At 69.3% G+C, this 15,817-nt stretch carries 14 protein-coding genes; 3 read left to right on the top strand and 11 right to left on the bottom strand.

Annotated features, from left to right (window positions below):
* Positions 1 to 298: 298 nt before the first annotated feature.
* The 7 genes from ACIQJ5_RS16315 to ACIQJ5_RS16345 all read right to left on the bottom strand — a co-directional run bounded on the left by ACIQJ5_RS16315 (position 299) and on the right by ACIQJ5_RS16345 (position 7,948).
* Entirely contained in the window at positions 299 to 751 is a 453-nt protein-coding gene (locus ACIQJ5_RS16315; RefSeq protein ID WP_231092440.1) for a heat shock protein transcriptional repressor HspR, read from the bottom strand.
* A 41-nt stretch (positions 752 to 792) separates the two neighbouring features.
* Positions 793 to 1,761, bottom strand: a complete 969-nt coding sequence (locus ACIQJ5_RS16320) for a DnaJ C-terminal domain-containing protein (protein WP_231092441.1) — start codon at positions 1,759 to 1,761, stop codon at positions 793 to 795.
* A gap of 16 nt (positions 1,762 to 1,777) precedes the next feature.
* Positions 1,778 to 2,356, bottom strand: coding sequence for a nucleotide exchange factor GrpE (locus ACIQJ5_RS16325; RefSeq protein ID WP_231092442.1), 579 nt, complete (start codon positions 2,354 to 2,356; stop codon positions 1,778 to 1,780).
* A 4-nt stretch (positions 2,357 to 2,360) separates the two neighbouring features.
* Positions 2,361 to 4,229, bottom strand: a complete 1,869-nt coding sequence (gene dnaK, locus ACIQJ5_RS16330; protein ID WP_231092443.1) for a molecular chaperone DnaK — start codon at positions 4,227 to 4,229, stop codon at positions 2,361 to 2,363.
* A 196-nt stretch (positions 4,230 to 4,425) separates the two neighbouring features.
* The gene (locus ACIQJ5_RS16335; protein WP_402845385.1) at positions 4,426 to 4,986 is read right to left on the bottom strand and encodes a hypothetical protein; all 561 of its coding nucleotides are present in this window, start codon (positions 4,984 to 4,986) and stop codon (positions 4,426 to 4,428) included.
* A gap of 1,100 nt (positions 4,987 to 6,086) precedes the next feature.
* A complete protein-coding gene (locus ACIQJ5_RS16340) occupies positions 6,087 to 7,484 on the bottom strand; it encodes an MFS transporter (RefSeq protein ID WP_402845387.1) in 1,398 nt (465 codons plus the stop codon).
* A 110-nt stretch (positions 7,485 to 7,594) separates the two neighbouring features.
* Positions 7,595 to 7,948, bottom strand: coding sequence for a MarR family winged helix-turn-helix transcriptional regulator (locus ACIQJ5_RS16345; protein ID WP_402845388.1), 354 nt, complete (start codon positions 7,946 to 7,948; stop codon positions 7,595 to 7,597).
* Between the two features lie 72 nt (positions 7,949 to 8,020).
* Between ACIQJ5_RS16345 and ACIQJ5_RS16350 the strand changes: the two genes are divergently transcribed.
* Positions 8,021 to 8,497, top strand: coding sequence for a hypothetical protein (locus ACIQJ5_RS16350; RefSeq protein ID WP_402845389.1), 477 nt, complete (start codon positions 8,021 to 8,023; stop codon positions 8,495 to 8,497).
* 586 nt (positions 8,498 to 9,083) lie between these two features.
* On the opposite strand, the gene ACIQJ5_RS16355 is transcribed toward ACIQJ5_RS16350, so the two are convergent.
* Both ACIQJ5_RS16355 and ACIQJ5_RS16360 read right to left on the bottom strand, forming a co-directional pair.
* Complete coding sequence (locus ACIQJ5_RS16355; RefSeq protein ID WP_402845391.1) at positions 9,084 to 9,929, bottom strand: hypothetical protein; 846 nt, start codon at positions 9,927 to 9,929, stop codon at positions 9,084 to 9,086.
* Between the two features lie 150 nt (positions 9,930 to 10,079).
* Positions 10,080 to 11,246, bottom strand: a complete 1,167-nt coding sequence (locus tag ACIQJ5_RS16360; RefSeq protein WP_402845393.1) for a MalY/PatB family protein — start codon at positions 11,244 to 11,246, stop codon at positions 10,080 to 10,082.
* Between the two features lie 489 nt (positions 11,247 to 11,735).
* Between ACIQJ5_RS16360 and ACIQJ5_RS16365 the strand changes: the two genes are divergently transcribed.
* Positions 11,736 to 11,906, top strand: a complete 171-nt coding sequence (locus ACIQJ5_RS16365) for a hypothetical protein (protein WP_231092450.1) — start codon at positions 11,736 to 11,738, stop codon at positions 11,904 to 11,906.
* Positions 11,907 to 11,938: 32 nt separating this feature from the next.
* Here ACIQJ5_RS16365 and ACIQJ5_RS16370 read toward each other — a convergent pair whose 3' ends face one another.
* Together ACIQJ5_RS16370 and ACIQJ5_RS16375 are read right to left on the bottom strand one after the other, a co-directional pair.
* The gene (locus ACIQJ5_RS16370; RefSeq protein ID WP_402845395.1) at positions 11,939 to 12,682 is read right to left on the bottom strand and encodes a GPP34 family phosphoprotein; all 744 of its coding nucleotides are present in this window, start codon (positions 12,680 to 12,682) and stop codon (positions 11,939 to 11,941) included.
* Between the two features lie 214 nt (positions 12,683 to 12,896).
* Entirely contained in the window at positions 12,897 to 14,639 is a 1,743-nt protein-coding gene (locus ACIQJ5_RS16375) for a beta-galactosidase family protein (RefSeq protein WP_402845397.1), read from the bottom strand.
* A gap of 166 nt (positions 14,640 to 14,805) precedes the next feature.
* Here ACIQJ5_RS16375 and ACIQJ5_RS16380 point away from each other — a divergent pair, with 166 nt between their 5' ends.
* Entirely contained in the window at positions 14,806 to 15,816 is a 1,011-nt protein-coding gene (locus ACIQJ5_RS16380) for a LacI family DNA-binding transcriptional regulator (RefSeq protein WP_402845399.1), read from the top strand.
* Position 15,817: the final 1 nt, after the last annotated feature.

Here is a 15,817-nt window from a genome sequence, read left to right on the forward strand (position 1 = left end):
CGCCCGCGGGGAGCGACGACGCCGTCGGGGCTGTTCTTATCCCCCGAGACGCCCGCGCGGCAGTGGGTCCCGATGGCATCTCCGTCAGAACGGGCGGCGTGACTTCCTGAGCCCGGACGTCGATGAGGCGTCTGACACGCCGCGACGGCGGAGCTGTCGTGAGCGGAGGGCTTATCAGCGGGGCACGCCGAAACCCGGATTCGGCCCTCATCTCGCGACGGCGTCCTCATCTGGCGCCGCGCTCGGTCCGTAGCGGCCGCAGACACCGCACCGTCCTCACCGGACCACGTGCGCGTGTTCAGTCTTCGTCGAGGTGGCTCTCGCGCAGGTGCGGCGGGCGCCAGATCATGACCTCGGTCGCGCGGCGGACTCGTCGGCCGGCGCGCAGGGTGATCACCGAGCCGGTGGTGCCCGCGGCGAACACACGCGCACCGGGTCGGGTCTCCGCGTCCGCCTGCGCCTGGGCCTGCAGCTGCGACACCTGGCGGCGCAGCGCCCGCACCGACTGCTCCAGCTCGAGGATGCGCGCGATGGCGGGCAGGCTCATGCCTTCGGCGGACATCTGCGCCACCTCGCGGAGCTGACGGATGTTGGTGACCGAGTACCGGCGCGAGCCGCCGCGCGTGCGTCCGGGGACGACCAACCCCATGCGGTCGTACTGGCGCAGGGTCTGGGGGTGCATGCCGGCCAGCTCCGCAGCCGCGGCGATCGCGAAGATCGGCGCATCCTCGTCCATCTGGTCCTGATTCATGTCACCCCCGTTCCCGGCGTCGTGCTTCGTCATCGCGCACTTCAGCGCGCTTTTGCGAGCAGGTCCGCTCGCGGATTCTCCTTGGGCTCGGCCTCGGCGAACTTCTCCAGCGCCTCCTTGGCGGCGGCATCGAGGTGCGAAGGCACCACGATCTGCACCTCGGCCAGCAGGTCGCCGGTGCCCTTCGAGGACTGCACGCCACGACCCTTCACCCGCAGCACGCGGCCGGAGGGTGTGCCGGCGGCCACCTTCAGCTTCACCGGATCGCCGCCGAGCGTGGGTACCTCGATGGTGGCACCGAGGGCCGCTTCCGTGAAGGTCACCGGGACGGTGACCCGCAGGTTCAGCCCATCGCGGGTGAACACCGGGTGCTTGCGCACCGTGACGGACACCACGATGTCGCCGTTCTCGCCACCCGAGGTCGAGGGGCGTCCGCGACCGCGCAGGCGGATCTTCTGTCCGTCCTGCACGCCCGCCGGGATCTTCACCTTGAACGGCTTGCCGTCCTCACCCTGGAGGGTGATGGTCTCGCCCTTCACCGCGGTGGCGAAATCGAGTGTGGTGCGCGCCGTGACGTCGGCGCCCTTCTGCGGCCCCTGCCGGAAGCCGGCCTGTCCGCCGAAGCCACCACCGCCGCGGTTGAACATCGAGAAGATGTCGTCGAAGTCCGCCTGCTGCTGGCCCCGACCGCCGCGGTTGAACATCGAGAACACGTCCTCGAAGCCACCCCCGGCTGCGGAGCTTCCGCCACCGGGAGCCTGGAAACGAGCCCCCGAGCCCATGGCCCGGATCTGGTCGTACTCCTCGCGCTGAGCCTTGTCGCTCAGCACCGTGTACGCCTCGCTGATCTCCTTGAACTTCGCTTCTGCCGCGGTGTCCCCGGGGTTCGAGTCCGGGTGGTACTTGCGCGCCAGCTTCCGGTAGGTCTTCTTCAGGTCGGCCTCGGACACGTCCTTGGACACGCCGAGCGTCTTGTAGAAGTCCTTCTCGAACCAGTCGTTGCTTGCCATGCGTCCCCTTTCCGGCCTACTCGGCCGGGACCGAGACGACCACCTTCGCGGGACGCAGTTCCACGTCTCCCAGGCGGTAGCCCACCTCGACCACGTCGAGGATGGTGGACTCGGTGGCGCCCGGAACCGGCTGCTGGAAGATGGCCTCGTGCTGCTGCGGGTCGAAGACGTCGCCGACCGCGCCGTACGACTCCACGCCCTGACGCGACACGATGCCACGGATCTTCTCGGCGATCACGGCGAAGGCGCTGCCCTCGGCGAGGTCGCCGTGCTTCTCCGCACGATCGATGTCGTCCAGCACCGGAAGCAGGCTCTTGACCACGTCACCCGTGGTGCGCTGCTTCTCGATCTGACGCTGCTCCTCCGTGCGACGACGGTAGTTGGCGTACTCCGCCGTGATGCGCTTGAGGTCGTTCAGGTGGATCGACTCGACGTCCATCACGTCGGCCGCGGCCGCGTCGTCGGTCTGGGCAGCACCCAGGATGTCGTCGATCGTGAGTTCCTCGTCCTGCGAAGCGGGGTCGGAGGCGTGAGCCTCCGACCCCTGCTCGCCGGACGGGGCTTCGTTGTTCTCGAAGTCCTTGTCGTCCGTCATGTCTTTACTTCTTCTCGTCCTCGTCGTCCACGACCTCGGCGTCGATGACGTCCTCCTCGGGGTTCGGCACATCGCCGTTGCCCGGGTCGGTCACCGTCGGGTCACCCTCGCCGCCGGCAGCCTGGGCGGAGGCGTACAGCGCCTCACCCAGCTTGCCCTGGCTCTGGCTCAGGGTCTCGAACGCCGTCTTCACGGCGTCGTCGTCCTCACCGGCGAGCGCGGTCTTCACCGCGTCCACGTCGGCCTGGACCGACTCCTTGACGTCAGCGGGGAGCTTGTCGTCGTTCTCCTTGATGAGCTTCTCGACGGAGTACGCGAGAGTCTCAGCCTGGTTGCGGACCTCGGCGGCCTCGCGGCGCTTCTTGTCCTCGGCGGCGTGCTCCTCGGCCTCGCGGACCATCCGGTCGATGTCCTCCTTGGGAAGCGACGAGCCGCCCGTGATGGTCATCGACTGCTCCTTGCCGGTGCCCTTGTCCTTGGCGGACACGTGCACGATGCCGTTCGCGTCGATGTCGAAGGTGACCTCGATCTGCGGGATGCCGCGGGGGGCGGGTGCGATGCCCTGCAGCTCGAACGTGCCGAGCGGCTTGTTGTCGCGGGTGAACTCGCGCTCACCCTGGAACACCTGGATCGCGACCGACGGCTGGTTGTCGTCTGCCGTGGTGAAGGTCTCGCTGCGCTTGGTGGGGATGGCCGTGTTGCGCTCGATGAGCTTGGTCATCATGCCACCCTTGGTCTCGATGCCGAGGCTCAGCGGGGTGACGTCGATCAGCAGCACGTCCTTGCGCTCGCCCTTCAGCACACCGGCCTGGATGGCGGCACCGACGGCGACGACCTCGTCCGGGTTGACGCCCTTGTTGGCGTCCTTGCCGATCTCACCCTTGACGAGCTCGGCAACAGCCGGCATACGGGTGGATCCACCGACGAGGACCACGTGGTCGATGTCGCTGACCTTGATGCCGGCCTCGCGGATGACGTCTGCGAACGGCTTCTTGGTGCGTTCGAGGAGGTCCTTGGTGAGGTCCTCGAACTTCGCGCGGGTCAGCGTCTCCTGCAGGTTCGCCGGGCCGTTCTCGGTGAGCGAGAGGTAGGGCAGCGAGATGGTGGTCGACATGGAGCTGGAGAGCTCCTTCTTCGCCTGCTCCGCAGCCTCCTTGAGACGCTGCAGGGCGATCTTGTCGTTCGCCACGTCCACACCGGTGGACTGCTTGAACTGCGTGATCAGCCAGTCGACGATGCGCTGGTCCCAGTCGTCACCACCGAGGCGGTTGTCACCGGCGGTGGCGCGCACCTGGATGGTGGAGAAGTCGTCGTCCTTGCCCACCTCGAGCAGCGAGACGTCGAACGTTCCGCCACCGAGGTCGAAGACGAGGATCAGCTCGTCCTCCTTGCCCTTGTCCAGACCGTAGGCGAGCGCCGCGGCCGTGGGCTCGTTGATGATGCGCAGCACGTTGAGGCCGGCGATCTCACCGGCGTCCTTCGTGGCCTGACGCTCGGCGTCGTTGAAGTATGCGGGGACCGTGATGACGGCGTCGGTGACGCTGTCGCCGAGGTACTCCTCAGCGTCATGCTTCAGCTTGCCGAGGATACGCGCCGAGATCTCCTGCGGCGTGTACTCCTTGCCGTCGATCGACTGCGTCTTCCACGAAGTGCCCATGTGGCGCTTCACGGACGCGATGGTGCGATCCACGTTGGTGACGGCCTGGCGCTTGGCGGTCTCGCCGACGAGCACCTCTCCGTCCTTGGTGAAGGCGACCACCGAGGGGGTGGTGCGGAATCCTTCAGCGTTGGCGATGACCTTGGGCTCGCCACCCTCGAGAACGGAGACGACCGAGTTGGTCGTACCGAGGTCGATGCCTACTGCACGTGCCATGTGTTTTCCTTTCGTGCCAGGGGATTTCCCGATCCTCCAGCGGTGGCTCGCCCGTGCTGGGCCGCAGCCGAAATCTGTGGTCCGCTTGCGCGGAATCAGGACTTGAGCCCCGATGACTCAACCTTAGAACAGGAGCAGTTTTCGTGTCAAGTCGAAGTTGAGTCGCAGCGACTCAACTTCGGGTGAACATTCAGGGTCAGACCGATTTCGCCAGTTGCTGCAGGGCGACCACGCCGAATCCCGCCGCCACGAGCCCGGCCAGCACGATGATCTTCGCCAGCACCGTCAGCGTGGAACGCCGCACTGCGAGCCAGCCGATTCCCGCCAGCGTCACGATGTAGATCCACGAAGAGATGCGTAGTGCTAGGTGCAGATCCATCCACCCGAGCCACGCGGCGCCGATCAGCGCGATCGGGGCGGCCACCGTCCACAGCGCGCCCAGACCCGCGCGGATCATGATGCGTAGTTCGCTCCCCCGCGCGACGGTGCGATGGACGATGAGGTGCGCGATGTACTCGGACAGCGTGCCCGCCACGACGATGCCGATCACGCCCATCAGCAGCGCAAGGAAGGCGTGCCGCGCCTCGAGGTGGGTCCCGGACTCCACGACGCGCACGATCGCGAGGCCCGTGAAGGTGGCGTACAGCCGCTCCCGGAAGTACGGCACGGTCCCCGGCGGCAGCTCCCGCTCGACATCGCGTGATCGCACCCCCTCCCGCATCGCCCGCCTGTGCTGTCGTCCCCGCTCGCTGCTCATCCCGTCATCGTCGCAGGTCCGCGTCGGATGCGGTGGCTTGGAGTCGCGGATGAGGGGTATCGGGGCGCGGCGGTGGCGCGCGGCGGCGGCGCGGGCGGCGGTGGGGCGGGGCGGGCTGCGGGGCGCGGCGGTGGTGCGGGGCGGCGGCAGCGATGCGGCGGCGGTGAGCCGGGACGGCGAGGCGAGGCGCGGCAGCCGGCCGAGGCGAGGCGCTGCGGCAGGCCGAGGCTGCGAGTCGCGGCGCGGCGCGGCAGTGGGGCGGGGCGGGCTGCGGGGCGCGGCGGTGGTGCGGGGCGGCGGCTGGGTGGCAGCGAGGCGCGGCGCGGCAGGGGGCGGGACAGCGGTGGGGCGGCAGCGAGGCGAGGCGCGGCGCGGCAGGGGGGCGAGGCGGGCTGCGGGGCGAGGCGGCGGGGCGAGGCGGGGCTGCGGTGGTGAGGTGGTGAGGCGGGCGACGACGAGGCGGGACGGCGGGGCCAGGCGCGCCTCACGCGCTGTCGCGAAACGAGGACATTGTCGCCAAACAAGGACCATCCCGCGGCGCGCCGCCCTACATTGGCGCAAATCCCCTCCTTTCACGACACCTCAAATCACGCGACTGAGCCGCCGATACCCCAGGCAAACGCGCCCACCCCGCTCAACACTTGCGGCCGCGGAGTGCAGTCGCCAAACAAGGACGATGTCGACAAACGAGGGCCATCCCCCGGCGCGCCGCCCTACACTCGCGCAAATCCCCTCCTTTCACGACACCCACGTCACATCCACGCGCTCCGATCAGCCACCGAAACGACAGACCACGCCGGACCGCAGCACTCCATGGCGCACGCCCACCCAACGCGCTGTCACGAAACAAGGACGATGTCACCAAACCAGGACAATCCCCCGGCGCACCGCCCTACACTCGCGCAAATCCCCTCCTTTCACGGCACCCACGTCACATCCACGCGCTCCGATCAGCCACCGACAGGACAGGCCGACCCGGAGCCAGGACGGTCAGCGCGAGCGGCCAGGCGTGCCGCCACGAAACGGGCCGTCGCCCGGCACCGTTTGAACGCGAAGCCGATCACCTCCGTTGACGACAGGGCGCGCGGCGGCGGTGAGGGTCAGCGGCGCTCGAGGGCGGGGATGCGCACGAACAGCATCAGTACGAGACCGGCGGCGATCACGATGATGATGCCGAGGATGCCCCAGTAGATCGCCCCCATCGCGGCGACCAGGATCGTCCACAGGCCCGATGCCAGGAAGCTCGCGACCCGTCCGGTCGTGGCGTAGAGGCCGAAGACCTCACCCTCCCGGCCGGCCGGAGTGACCCGGGCGAGCAGCGAACGCGACGCCGACTGGACCGGGCCCACGAGCGCGGAGAGCACCATGCCGCAGATCCAGAACACCGTCTGACCGGCATCATGCAGCAGGAAGACCGCGAGACCCGCCACGCATAGTGCTGTGAGCGCTCCGATGATCACCGGTCGCGGGCCGAAGCGGTCGTCGAGACGCCCGGCGATGATCGTCCCGACGCCGGCGACGAGGTTCGCCGCGATTCCGAAGATGATCACCTCATTGGCAGAGAAACCGAACACCCGCGCCGCGATCACGGCGCCGAAGGTGAAGACGCCGCTGAGCCCATCGCGGTACACGGCACTGGCCACCAGGAACCAGAAGGTGGGACGCGAGTCACGGAAGATCGAGCGGATGTGGCGCCAGAGGTCCACGTAACTGAGGAAGAAGTTGCGTCGCGGGACACTCTGGCGCGCGGTCTCCGGCACGTTGAGCAGGAGCGGGATCGAGAACACCACAGCCCACACCGCGCACCCGACGGCGATGATCCGATACGGCAGCCCATTGTCGGTGGACAGGCCGAACCAGTCGAAGCTGTTGCACAGCACCACGATGACGAGAGCGACGATGCCGCCCACGTAGCCGAGGCCCCATCCGAGTCCGCTCACGCGCCCCACCGTCCGCGGGGTCGACACCTGCGTGAGCATCGCGTTGTAATTGACGCCTGCGAGCTCGCTGAACAACGTCCCTGCCGAGACCAGAGTGACACCCAGCAGGAAGTAGTTCGGCGACCCCTCCACGAAGAACATCCCGGCCATCGTCGCGATCAGCAGCGTGGTGTAGATGATCAGCCAGCGCTTGCGGCGGCCCGCGGCATCGGCGCGCTGGGCGAGCACGGGCGCGAGGATGGCCAGCAGGATGCCCGCTGCGGTGGTGCCGAGTCCGAGCTGGCTGCTGAGCGCTGCGAGCGCCGCGTCCTTCGCTTCATCCCCATCCGGCAGTGCGGCGATCGACGGATCGAGGAAAGTGTCGCTCACCAGATACAGCGCGGTGAACACGAACGTGAGGATCACGCTGTTGAACGGCTGCGTCGCCCAGTCGTAGATCGCCCACGACCACACCTGCTTGCGCGGGATGGTGCGATCAAGGTTCTGATCGAGCGCCAGCGCCGGCAACGCATCGGTGTCGACCGTTGCCGGGGGCGTGTGGGGAGTCTCGCCGGTCATGCGCTCACCTTAGTGGCCACGGGGGTCGCGGCGGTGAACACCCCGTTCGTTGCGCGCGAATGGACCCCATTCCCGTGGAATTCGAGCGATGTGCGCGCGATGAAGGCGAATCAGTCGCGGGGCCAGGCGGCGGCGAACTTGCCGAGCAGGCGAATGAACTCCGTCTGCTCCTCCGGGGTGAGCGCGGCAAGAGCTGTGCGGACGGTGTCATGCCGGTGTCCGCGCATGCCCCCGGCCATCGCGCGCCCCGTCTCGGTGAGCGCCACACGCGTGCGTCGAGCGTCATCGGGATCCGCTTCGCGCTGAACGAGGCCGAGCTGCACCGACTGCTGCACCAGACGCGATGCGCGCGGCTGATCCACGCCCACGGCTTCGGCGATCTCGGACACGGTCAGCGAAGCGGGTGCCGCTGCGAGCACCTCCAGCAGGCGAAAACGCGCGGGACCGCCGAGTCGCCCGCCCATCGCGGACATCCATTCGGCGGCACGCGGGTCCGCGCCCCTACCCGCAAAAGGCCCCCATTCGGGCCCGCCCCGATGCCCACGCCGACCACGGGCGCCATCGCCGCGCACATCGTCACCGCCGCGCCCATCGTGACCGCCATGCCCCTCGTGACCGCCATGCCCATCGTGACCGCCGTGCGCCTCGCCAGCGCCGTGTGCCTCACCGGCGCCATGCGCGTCGTCGTGCCGGTGCACGCCGTCGCGACCATACGCCCCCTCGGGACGAGGGCCACCGCGCGAACCATCGCGGACATGCGAATCGCTGTGGCTCTGCGAACCATCGTGGACATGCGAGTCGCCATGCCCGTGGGAACCACCGTGGCCGTGCGAATCGCCGTGGCCGTGGGAATCGCCGTGGCCGTGGGAATCACCGCGCCCGAACCCGTGCGAGCCCGGGCCTCCCGGCCGGGGTCCGCGCCGCCCCCGGATACGGCCGAGCGCGGCGACGATCGCCTCGACGGGGTCGGTGGGCTGCTCGTCGGTCATGACAGAAGCATATATGTCACTTGACAAGCTTTCCGAATGCATGTCACACTACATTCACTTGTCAGATGACATACATCCGAGCTTCGGCTCCCGAAAGGACTTCCTCATGAACACCCCGAACGACACACTGCTCCGCGAGCGATCGCTCGCGTTCCTCATCCGCGCCGCCGACCAGCTGGTTCGCGCGGAGCGCACTAACATCCTCGCCTCGGAGGGGATCCGTCGCCACGACCTGCGCCTGCTGCACCGGCTCGCCCACCGCGGCAGCACGCAAACGCAGACCGGAGACGACCCCTCATCCCCGGATTCCTCGCTGCAGGACACCACGAGCGCCGACGGGCCGGAGACCGCCGCCGGCGACATCCTCCCGGACGCACAGCCTGCGGGCGTGGATCCGACGAACGATGATCCCCGCCACGGGCGGCACCCGCGCGGAAACCACCGCCGCGGCCCCCACGCTCGCGCACGCCTCGGCGGATTCCGCCTCCGTCATCTGCTGATGCGCGGGTGGGTCACCCTCGCGGACGGATACCCCACCATCACAGTGGAGGGCGCCCGGGCACTGGCCCGCATCGACGACCGGCTGACCGAATCGCGTGCCCACATCGAATCAGCGCTCACCCCGGAGCAGCTGACCGCCGTCACCGACGGACTCTCCGCAATCGTGGAGGAGCTCGGTGGCACGGACCGGCTGCGCGAGGTGCGTCGCCGTCGCCGCCTGATGCAGCAGCTGCGGGAGGGCGGATCTCGACACGGCTTCGGCCGCCGCGGGTTTGGCGAGCGCGGCATGCACGGTGCACACGTCGGCCTCGGCGCCCACGCCGAGTTCCACGAAGGCGGGGGCTGCGGTCATCGGGCCGATGACGCCGACAGCCAGGGATACCGCGGCCGTCCTCACCACGGCGGCTTCCGCGACGGACATGGACACGCCGGCCTTTCCGGTCGGCATGAACACGACGGGCTTCCCGGCCGACACGGACACGCCGGCTTCCCCAGCCGACACGGACACCGCCGCTCCCGCGACGCATACGGACACGACGGCTTCCCCGGTCGGCATGAACACGACGGGCTTCCCGGCCGACACGACGGCCTCCCCAGCCGACACGGACACAAGGGTCCCCACGACGGACACGGACACGCCGGCTTCCCCAGCCGACACGGACACCGCGGTTCCCGCGACGCATACGAACACGACGGCTTCCCCAGCCGGCACCGACACAAGGGTCCCCACGACGGACACGGACGCAGCGGCTTCCCCAGCCGACACGGACACAACGGTCCCCGCGACGCATTCGAACACGGCGACGTCCCCGGCCGGTGCGGACACGGCGACGTCCCCGACACGCACGGCGCGCACGGCGACTCCCTCACCAGGCACGGCGGCTTCCCCGGCGGGCACCGGGGCGGACACCGTCATCACCGCGGGGCCGGACACCACGGCGAGGCGGGACGTCACCGCCCGGACTTCTGATTCACGGAAGGCCTCGACATCGGCGGCCCGGACCACCTCGGCCCGTCCCTCCGAAGCAGTCGACAGACATGACGACGCACGATCGACGAACACGACGGCGGCGCATCCCGAAAGGATGCACCGCCGTCGTGTTCGTCAGGCCGCGAGCGCTGCGGCCATGCGGCGCACGGCCTCGCGGAGGATGGGACGCGGCGTGGCGAAGATCATGCGGACGAAGCCCTCGCCCGGACCACCGCAGTCGATGCCGTCGGTGAGTGCGACCCCTGCGTGCTCACGGAAGAACGCGGCGACCGATCCCTCGATGGGCAGATCACGACAGTCGAGCCAGGCGATGTAGGTCCCCTCCGGCATCGTGTAGCGGATGCCGGGGATCTGCTCCGCGAGATCCTCACCGAGGGTGCGCCGATTCTCATCGAGATAGGCGGTCACCTCATCCAGCCAGGAACCGCCCTCTTCGTAGGCCGCGATGTTCGCCACCACGCCGATCGTGGATGCGCCCGGCGCGCCCTCGCCAAACGCAGCGGCCCAGACCTCGGCATCGGCGTCGTTGGAGAGGATCACCTGCGCGCACTTCACACCCGGCATGTTCCAGGCTTTGGAGGGCGATGTGGCGGTCACGGTGTGGGCGGCTGTCGCTGCGGAGAGCGAGGCGTACGGGATGTGAGCGGCGCCTGCGTAGACGAGCGGCGCGTGGATCTCGTCGGAGAACACGCGACCGCCGTGACGCTCGACGATGCTCGCGACCGCTTCCAGCTCCTCGCGGTCGAAGACACGACCCACCGGGTTGTACGGATTGCACAGGATGAGCAGCCCGGCACCGTCGGCGAAGGCGGCCTCGATGCCATCGAGGTCCAGGCTGTACCGCCCGTCCTCCACCAGCATCGGCACCTCCACGATCTCGCGGCCCATCGACGGCGGAATGGTGAGGAACGGCATGTAGGCGGGCGTCGGCAGGACGATCTTCGAGCCGGCGGCCGAGAACTGCTCGATCACAATGCGCAGCGCGGTGAGGACGTCACCCACCGGACGAACGCGGCCGGCCGGGACGTCCCAGCCGTACCGATCCCGCTGCCAGGCGGCCGTGGCCTCCCCCAGCCGGCTCACCAGCGTCGGCGGCAGGTAGCCCAGCAGCCCGTCGTCGATGGCGCGATGCATCGCGTCGCGGACCGCGGGCGCCGTGCCGAAGTCCATCTCGGCCACGAACATCCCGATGGTGTCGGGGAATCGCGTCCACTTCAGGCCTCCGACGGAGCGGAGGGAGTCGAGATCGATGCTGTCGAATTCGGAGGTCGCAGTGCTCACCCCTCGATTCTCCTCCGTCCGCGATGCCGCGGCACCGACCACCCGCGACGAAGTGGTCGGGCACGCCGAGGTGGAAACCGCACCGCCTCAGGGAGAGGTGCCGGCAATCCAGCGGGGTCGGTACCCATCGCCCCCCGCAGGGCAGGCCGGATCGGCGTCATGGCCCGCGGATCCAGCTGAAGATCCACGACACCGAGCAGACCTCGCCGACCGGGTCCGACTCGCCTCCCGCGGGCCGGATCCCCGCGGAGGGCGATCACTCACTGAGTTTCACCTGTGCGCGATCGTGCGGGGAGCCCCCGCGCGAGAGGGGTTCGACGTCGGTCAACCGTTCGAGCCGTCCACCCCGTGGATCCACGCATCGAAGCCATCGACGCGTGGAACTTCTGCGCCTCCTGCGGACATGTCTTGTTGTCGGCGCAGAACGCGGAGAGCCTGTCGCCAAGTCCCTGTCGCCGAGCCCCTGTCCCTGTCCCTGAGAGGAGCGACATGCTGGGAAACGCCGTAGCTCTGCCGATGCTCATCCTCGTGCTCGTCGTGATCCTGATCCTCGCCGCCGTAGCAGCCCTGATCGTTGCCATGCGGCTCATGCTGGCGCTCACCAGGGTCGCCAACCGCCGGCTCCGCGATGCTTCCGACGGAGCTGCCCTCGACAGGTAGACGACGTGAAGGCCTGCCGCCGGGTCGGCGGCTCAGCCCGCCGACCCGCCGGCGGTGGCGACCACGGCGGCCGACACCGCGGCGGAAACCGCGGCGATGGTGGCTGCTTCGGCCGCCTGCATGGCTGCCTGGAGGGTGGCCTCCACAGCGTCCGAGGCGAGGTTCGCCTCACGGATGGCCTTCGCGCGCTTGGTCACGTCGCGCAGCGTACGAGCCTCGTCCTTCGCGACCACCCGCAGCTGGTTCAGCGCCTGCAGGATCGAGATGACAGCCGCCTCGTGCGGGCTGGGATCCCGATCGAGGATCAGCACCTCGCGGAGGCCGGCGCGCAGCGCCGCCTCGTGGGCGGCGTCTGCTGTGGGCCACTCGGTGCGGGGGAAGAGACCCAGGACTCGTCCTCCGCGCCGTTCCAGCACGCCGCGCTCGACCAGCCGTGCGGCCACCAGGTCGCGCGTGGATTCGCCGTCGACCTTGGCGAGGGTGCGCACCATGACCATGGCGTTGCGTGGCTTCGCCGCGACGACTCCCGCGCCCGCGCGCAGGAGCGGATCGCTGGTGTGCGCATCGGGTACCGCGGTCACCGTCGGTGAGGACAGCAGCCCGGCACGCGGCGAGAGTTCCACAAGGCCGGCCCGTGCCAGATCCATGAGCAGCGCGCCACCCATGGCCAGCCCGGGGTCAACACCGACCGACAGCGTCCCCCGCTGATCATCCAGCAGGAGGAGCAGCAGATCCTCGACCACCAGCCAGGGCTGCGTGCGCATCGTCTCGTCCATGATCCGACCATAGGCGGAGGCACCCGCCCGGCGGATCCCCCGAGCGGCTGATCTTGGTCGTCCACCGGGCTGGACGGCCGTTCCGATGCCGCACCCCGCGTCGCGAGCGCATGATCAGGCGATCAATCCATGACGCATGCCGCGGACCGCTCATGGATTCGGTTCATGCTCATCAGTTCACGACACCGGGACGCGCTCCCCCAAGCGCGCCGGTTCAGTACCCGATGAACTCCTCGGCCTCACCGAAGTCGGGGCGCTCGCGCAGCTCGACCCGAGCCGGCAGCGACACGAAGTCCACCACACGCACCTCGTTTGGCCCCTCACGCCACAGCGGAGCGGGAGCATAAAGCGTGATCTGGGGCCCAACGCGGTCATAGCGACCGAGCAGGAATCCGTTGAGCCACACCCACCCGGCGCCGCCCTCGGCAAGCGCGAGCCACGCGTCGGCCACGTCCGTCACGTGCACCTCCGCGACGGCCACGCCATCCGAGCCCGGTGCCACGGGTGCCTCCCACACGGTCTCGGGAAGCAGTGTGTGCGACCAGCCGTGGACCAGTCGCCGCTCCAGACGCACACCCGTGATTCCCTTGTGCTCACCCAGCCGGTAGCCGTAGTTGATGCGCCCCAGGGCTTCCACCACGATCGTGATCTCGGCACGCCGCGCGCTGCCCGTGAGCACGGCGCTGGTCGCGCCATCGCGCTCCAGCGTCGCCGCGCGCACGCCGTCGACGAACACCACGGCCCGGTCATGGAGGCCGTCGACCGACAGCTCCACATCGCCCGGCAGGTCGGCGATGGCCCGGTACGCGACGACGCCGTCGGGCTGTCCGAGTTCCTCGAACGTCTGCGGCATGGCGGAACGCGGATCCGTGTCCGCGGCGTAGGCGCGCACCGTGTCATACAGCGAGGCGACCGGCGTGAACGTCACCGTCTGCGGCCGCTGGAACACCGGCGCGGGAGGGATCGCCGGCAGCTCCGCGCTGTGGAACCGCGCGAACGCCGCCCGCAGGGCGGAGAACTTCTCGGTGATCGTCCCGTCCTCACCGATCGGGGCGTCGGAGTCGTAGCTGGTGATCGTGGGCTGCAGCACGCCATCCCAGTTCGCCCCGGCCCACAACCCGAAGTTGGTCCCGCCGTGCGCCATGTACAGGCTCACCGACCCGCCCCGACCCAGCAGGTCCGTGACGGTGCCCATCATGCTCTCCGCCGAGCGCACGTGGTGCTTCTCACCCCAGTGATCGAACCACCCGCCCCACAACTCGCCGCAGATCAGCGGCGCTCCCGCCGGACGCAGCGCGTCGGCGAGCGCCGCGCCAGTGCCGAAGGTGAAGGTCGGCGTCGCCGATTCCAGCAGCGAGCCGTGGGACAGCATGTCGGCACGTGTGCCGTCAGCCGTCGTGAGCAGTTCCACCACTCCCCGCTCCCGGAGACCCGTGGCCAGATGCTCCAGATAGCCACGGTCGGAGCCGAACGAACCGTACTCGTTCTCCACCTGGACCGCGACGATCGGTCCGCCGTACGCCGCCTGCAGCGGTGTGATCCGGGGAATCAGCTCGTCGTACCAGGCATCCACGGCCGACAGGAACGCCGGATCGGAGGAGCGGAGGCTGCGGGTGCGCGCCGTCAGCCAGCTGGGAATCCCGCCGTTGTTCCACTCTGCGCAGATGTAGGGGCTCGGACGCAGCAGCACGTCGAGGCCGGCTTCCCCGGCGAGCCGGATGAAACCGGTGAGATCACGCCATCCGTCGAACGCGAACTCACCCTCGCGTCGCTCATGGAAGTTCCAGGGAACATAGGTGTCCACCGTATTGGCGCCCATGGCGGCCAGACGACGCAGGCGGTCCTCCCACTGGGCCGGGTGTACCCGGAAGTAGTGGACCGACCCGGAGAGCAGGCGGTACTCCGCGCCATCGCGGACGAGCACGCCGTCGCCGGGCGTGAGGGCGGGAGTCGTCATGCGTCTTCCATTCTGTGGGGGGTGGTGTGTGACGCGTGTGGCGGCGTGCCGCGATGGGGTGACTGCGCGCCCGCCGGCGATCCGGATGTCGAAACAACAATGTTTGCGCTCTCATTATCGCGCACAGCCCCGCATGCGCAACCCGCGCGAGGCCTACCATGGGGGCATGCCGCGAAGACCGTCGCCCGACCGCGCCCCCAACCAGGTGGACGTCGCCCGCCGTGCCGGGGTGTCGGCGCAGACGGTGTCACGCGTGATGTCCGGTCAGGACACGGTGAGACCGGAAACGGCGCAGCGCGTGCTGGCCGCCGTGGATGAGCTCGGGTACCGCGTGCACGGAGCCGCGGCTGCCCTCGCCACCGGCCGGACGCGCATGCTCGGGGTGATCGTGGTCTCCAACGTGCAGTACTCGTCCGCCGTCATCAGCGCCGGCATCGAAGACGTCGCCACCGACCGCGGCTACACCGTGACCACCACGGCCGTCGCCAAGCACGCCCCCGTCTCCGACTTCACCGACGCCTTCGACCGGCTCGAACGCCAGGGGGCCGAGGGCATCATCCTGGTGGCGCCGTTCGAGTTCGAGGACGAGGCCATGCAGCAGCGTCTGGCGCGCACTCCCACCGAGCGCGGCGACCGGCGTGCGGGCGTGGTCGATCAGGAGCTCATCGCGCGCCTGGCCACCGAGCATCTGCTGGAGCTCGGCCATGGCAACGTCTGGCACATCAGCGGCGACGAGGGGTGGGCGGAGACGCACAAGCGCCGCGACGGCTGGACGCGCGTGCTCCGGGAGCGCGACATCACACCGCCGCCGGTGATCCCCGGCGACTGGACACCGGAGTCGGGGTACCGCGCCGGACAGGTGCTGGCGGGCATCCCCGACGCCACGGCCGTCTTCGTCGCCAGCGACGAGATGGCCTTCGGCGTGATCCGCGCACTCCACGAGGCCGGCCGGATGGTGCCCGACGACGTCTCCGTGGTCAGCGTCGACGACATCGATCTCGCCGCCTACGCCTCGCCCGCTCTCACGACCGTGCGCCAGCCGTTCCGTTCCGTCGGCCGCGACGCCGGGCTGCGGGTGATCGCGCAGATCGAGGGCCGCGATCCGGACGCCGAGGATTTCGACGTCACGGAACCCACGCTCATCATCCGCTCCTCCACGGCGGCACCGGCGCGCTGAC

The sequence above is a fragment of the Microbacterium sp. GXS0129 genome (assembly GCF_044769785.1).
Taxonomy (GTDB): domain Bacteria; phylum Actinomycetota; class Actinomycetes; order Actinomycetales; family Microbacteriaceae; genus Microbacterium; species Microbacterium nymphoidis.

Coding starts and splice junctions, on each gene's coding strand:
- ACIQJ5_RS16315 (WP_231092440.1), bottom strand. CDS start 751: ATGAATCAGGACCAGATGGACGAGGATGCGCCGATCTTCGCGATCGCC.
- ACIQJ5_RS16320 (WP_231092441.1), bottom strand. CDS start 1,761: ATGGCAAGCAACGACTGGTTCGAGAAGGACTTCTACAAGACGCTCGGC.
- ACIQJ5_RS16325 (WP_231092442.1), bottom strand. CDS start 2,356: ATGACGGACGACAAGGACTTCGAGAACAACGAAGCCCCGTCCGGCGAG.
- dnaK (WP_231092443.1), bottom strand. CDS start 4,229: ATGGCACGTGCAGTAGGCATCGACCTCGGTACGACCAACTCGGTCGTC.
- ACIQJ5_RS16335 (WP_402845385.1), bottom strand. CDS start 4,986: ATGAGCAGCGAGCGGGGACGACAGCACAGGCGGGCGATGCGGGAGGGG.
- ACIQJ5_RS16340 (WP_402845387.1), bottom strand. CDS start 7,484: ATGACCGGCGAGACTCCCCACACGCCCCCGGCAACGGTCGACACCGAT.
- ACIQJ5_RS16345 (WP_402845388.1), bottom strand. CDS start 7,948: ATGGGCGGGCGACTCGGCGGTCCCGCGCGTTTTCGCCTGCTGGAGGTG.
- ACIQJ5_RS16350 (WP_402845389.1), top strand. CDS start 8,021: ATGCCCACGCCGACCACGGGCGCCATCGCCGCGCACATCGTCACCGCC.
- ACIQJ5_RS16365 (WP_231092450.1), top strand. CDS start 11,736: ATGCTGGGAAACGCCGTAGCTCTGCCGATGCTCATCCTCGTGCTCGTC.
- ACIQJ5_RS16370 (WP_402845395.1), bottom strand. CDS start 12,682: ATGGACGAGACGATGCGCACGCAGCCCTGGCTGGTGGTCGAGGATCTG.
- ACIQJ5_RS16375 (WP_402845397.1), bottom strand. CDS start 14,639: ATGACGACTCCCGCCCTCACGCCCGGCGACGGCGTGCTCGTCCGCGAT.
- ACIQJ5_RS16380 (WP_402845399.1), top strand. CDS start 14,806: ATGCCGCGAAGACCGTCGCCCGACCGCGCCCCCAACCAGGTGGACGTC.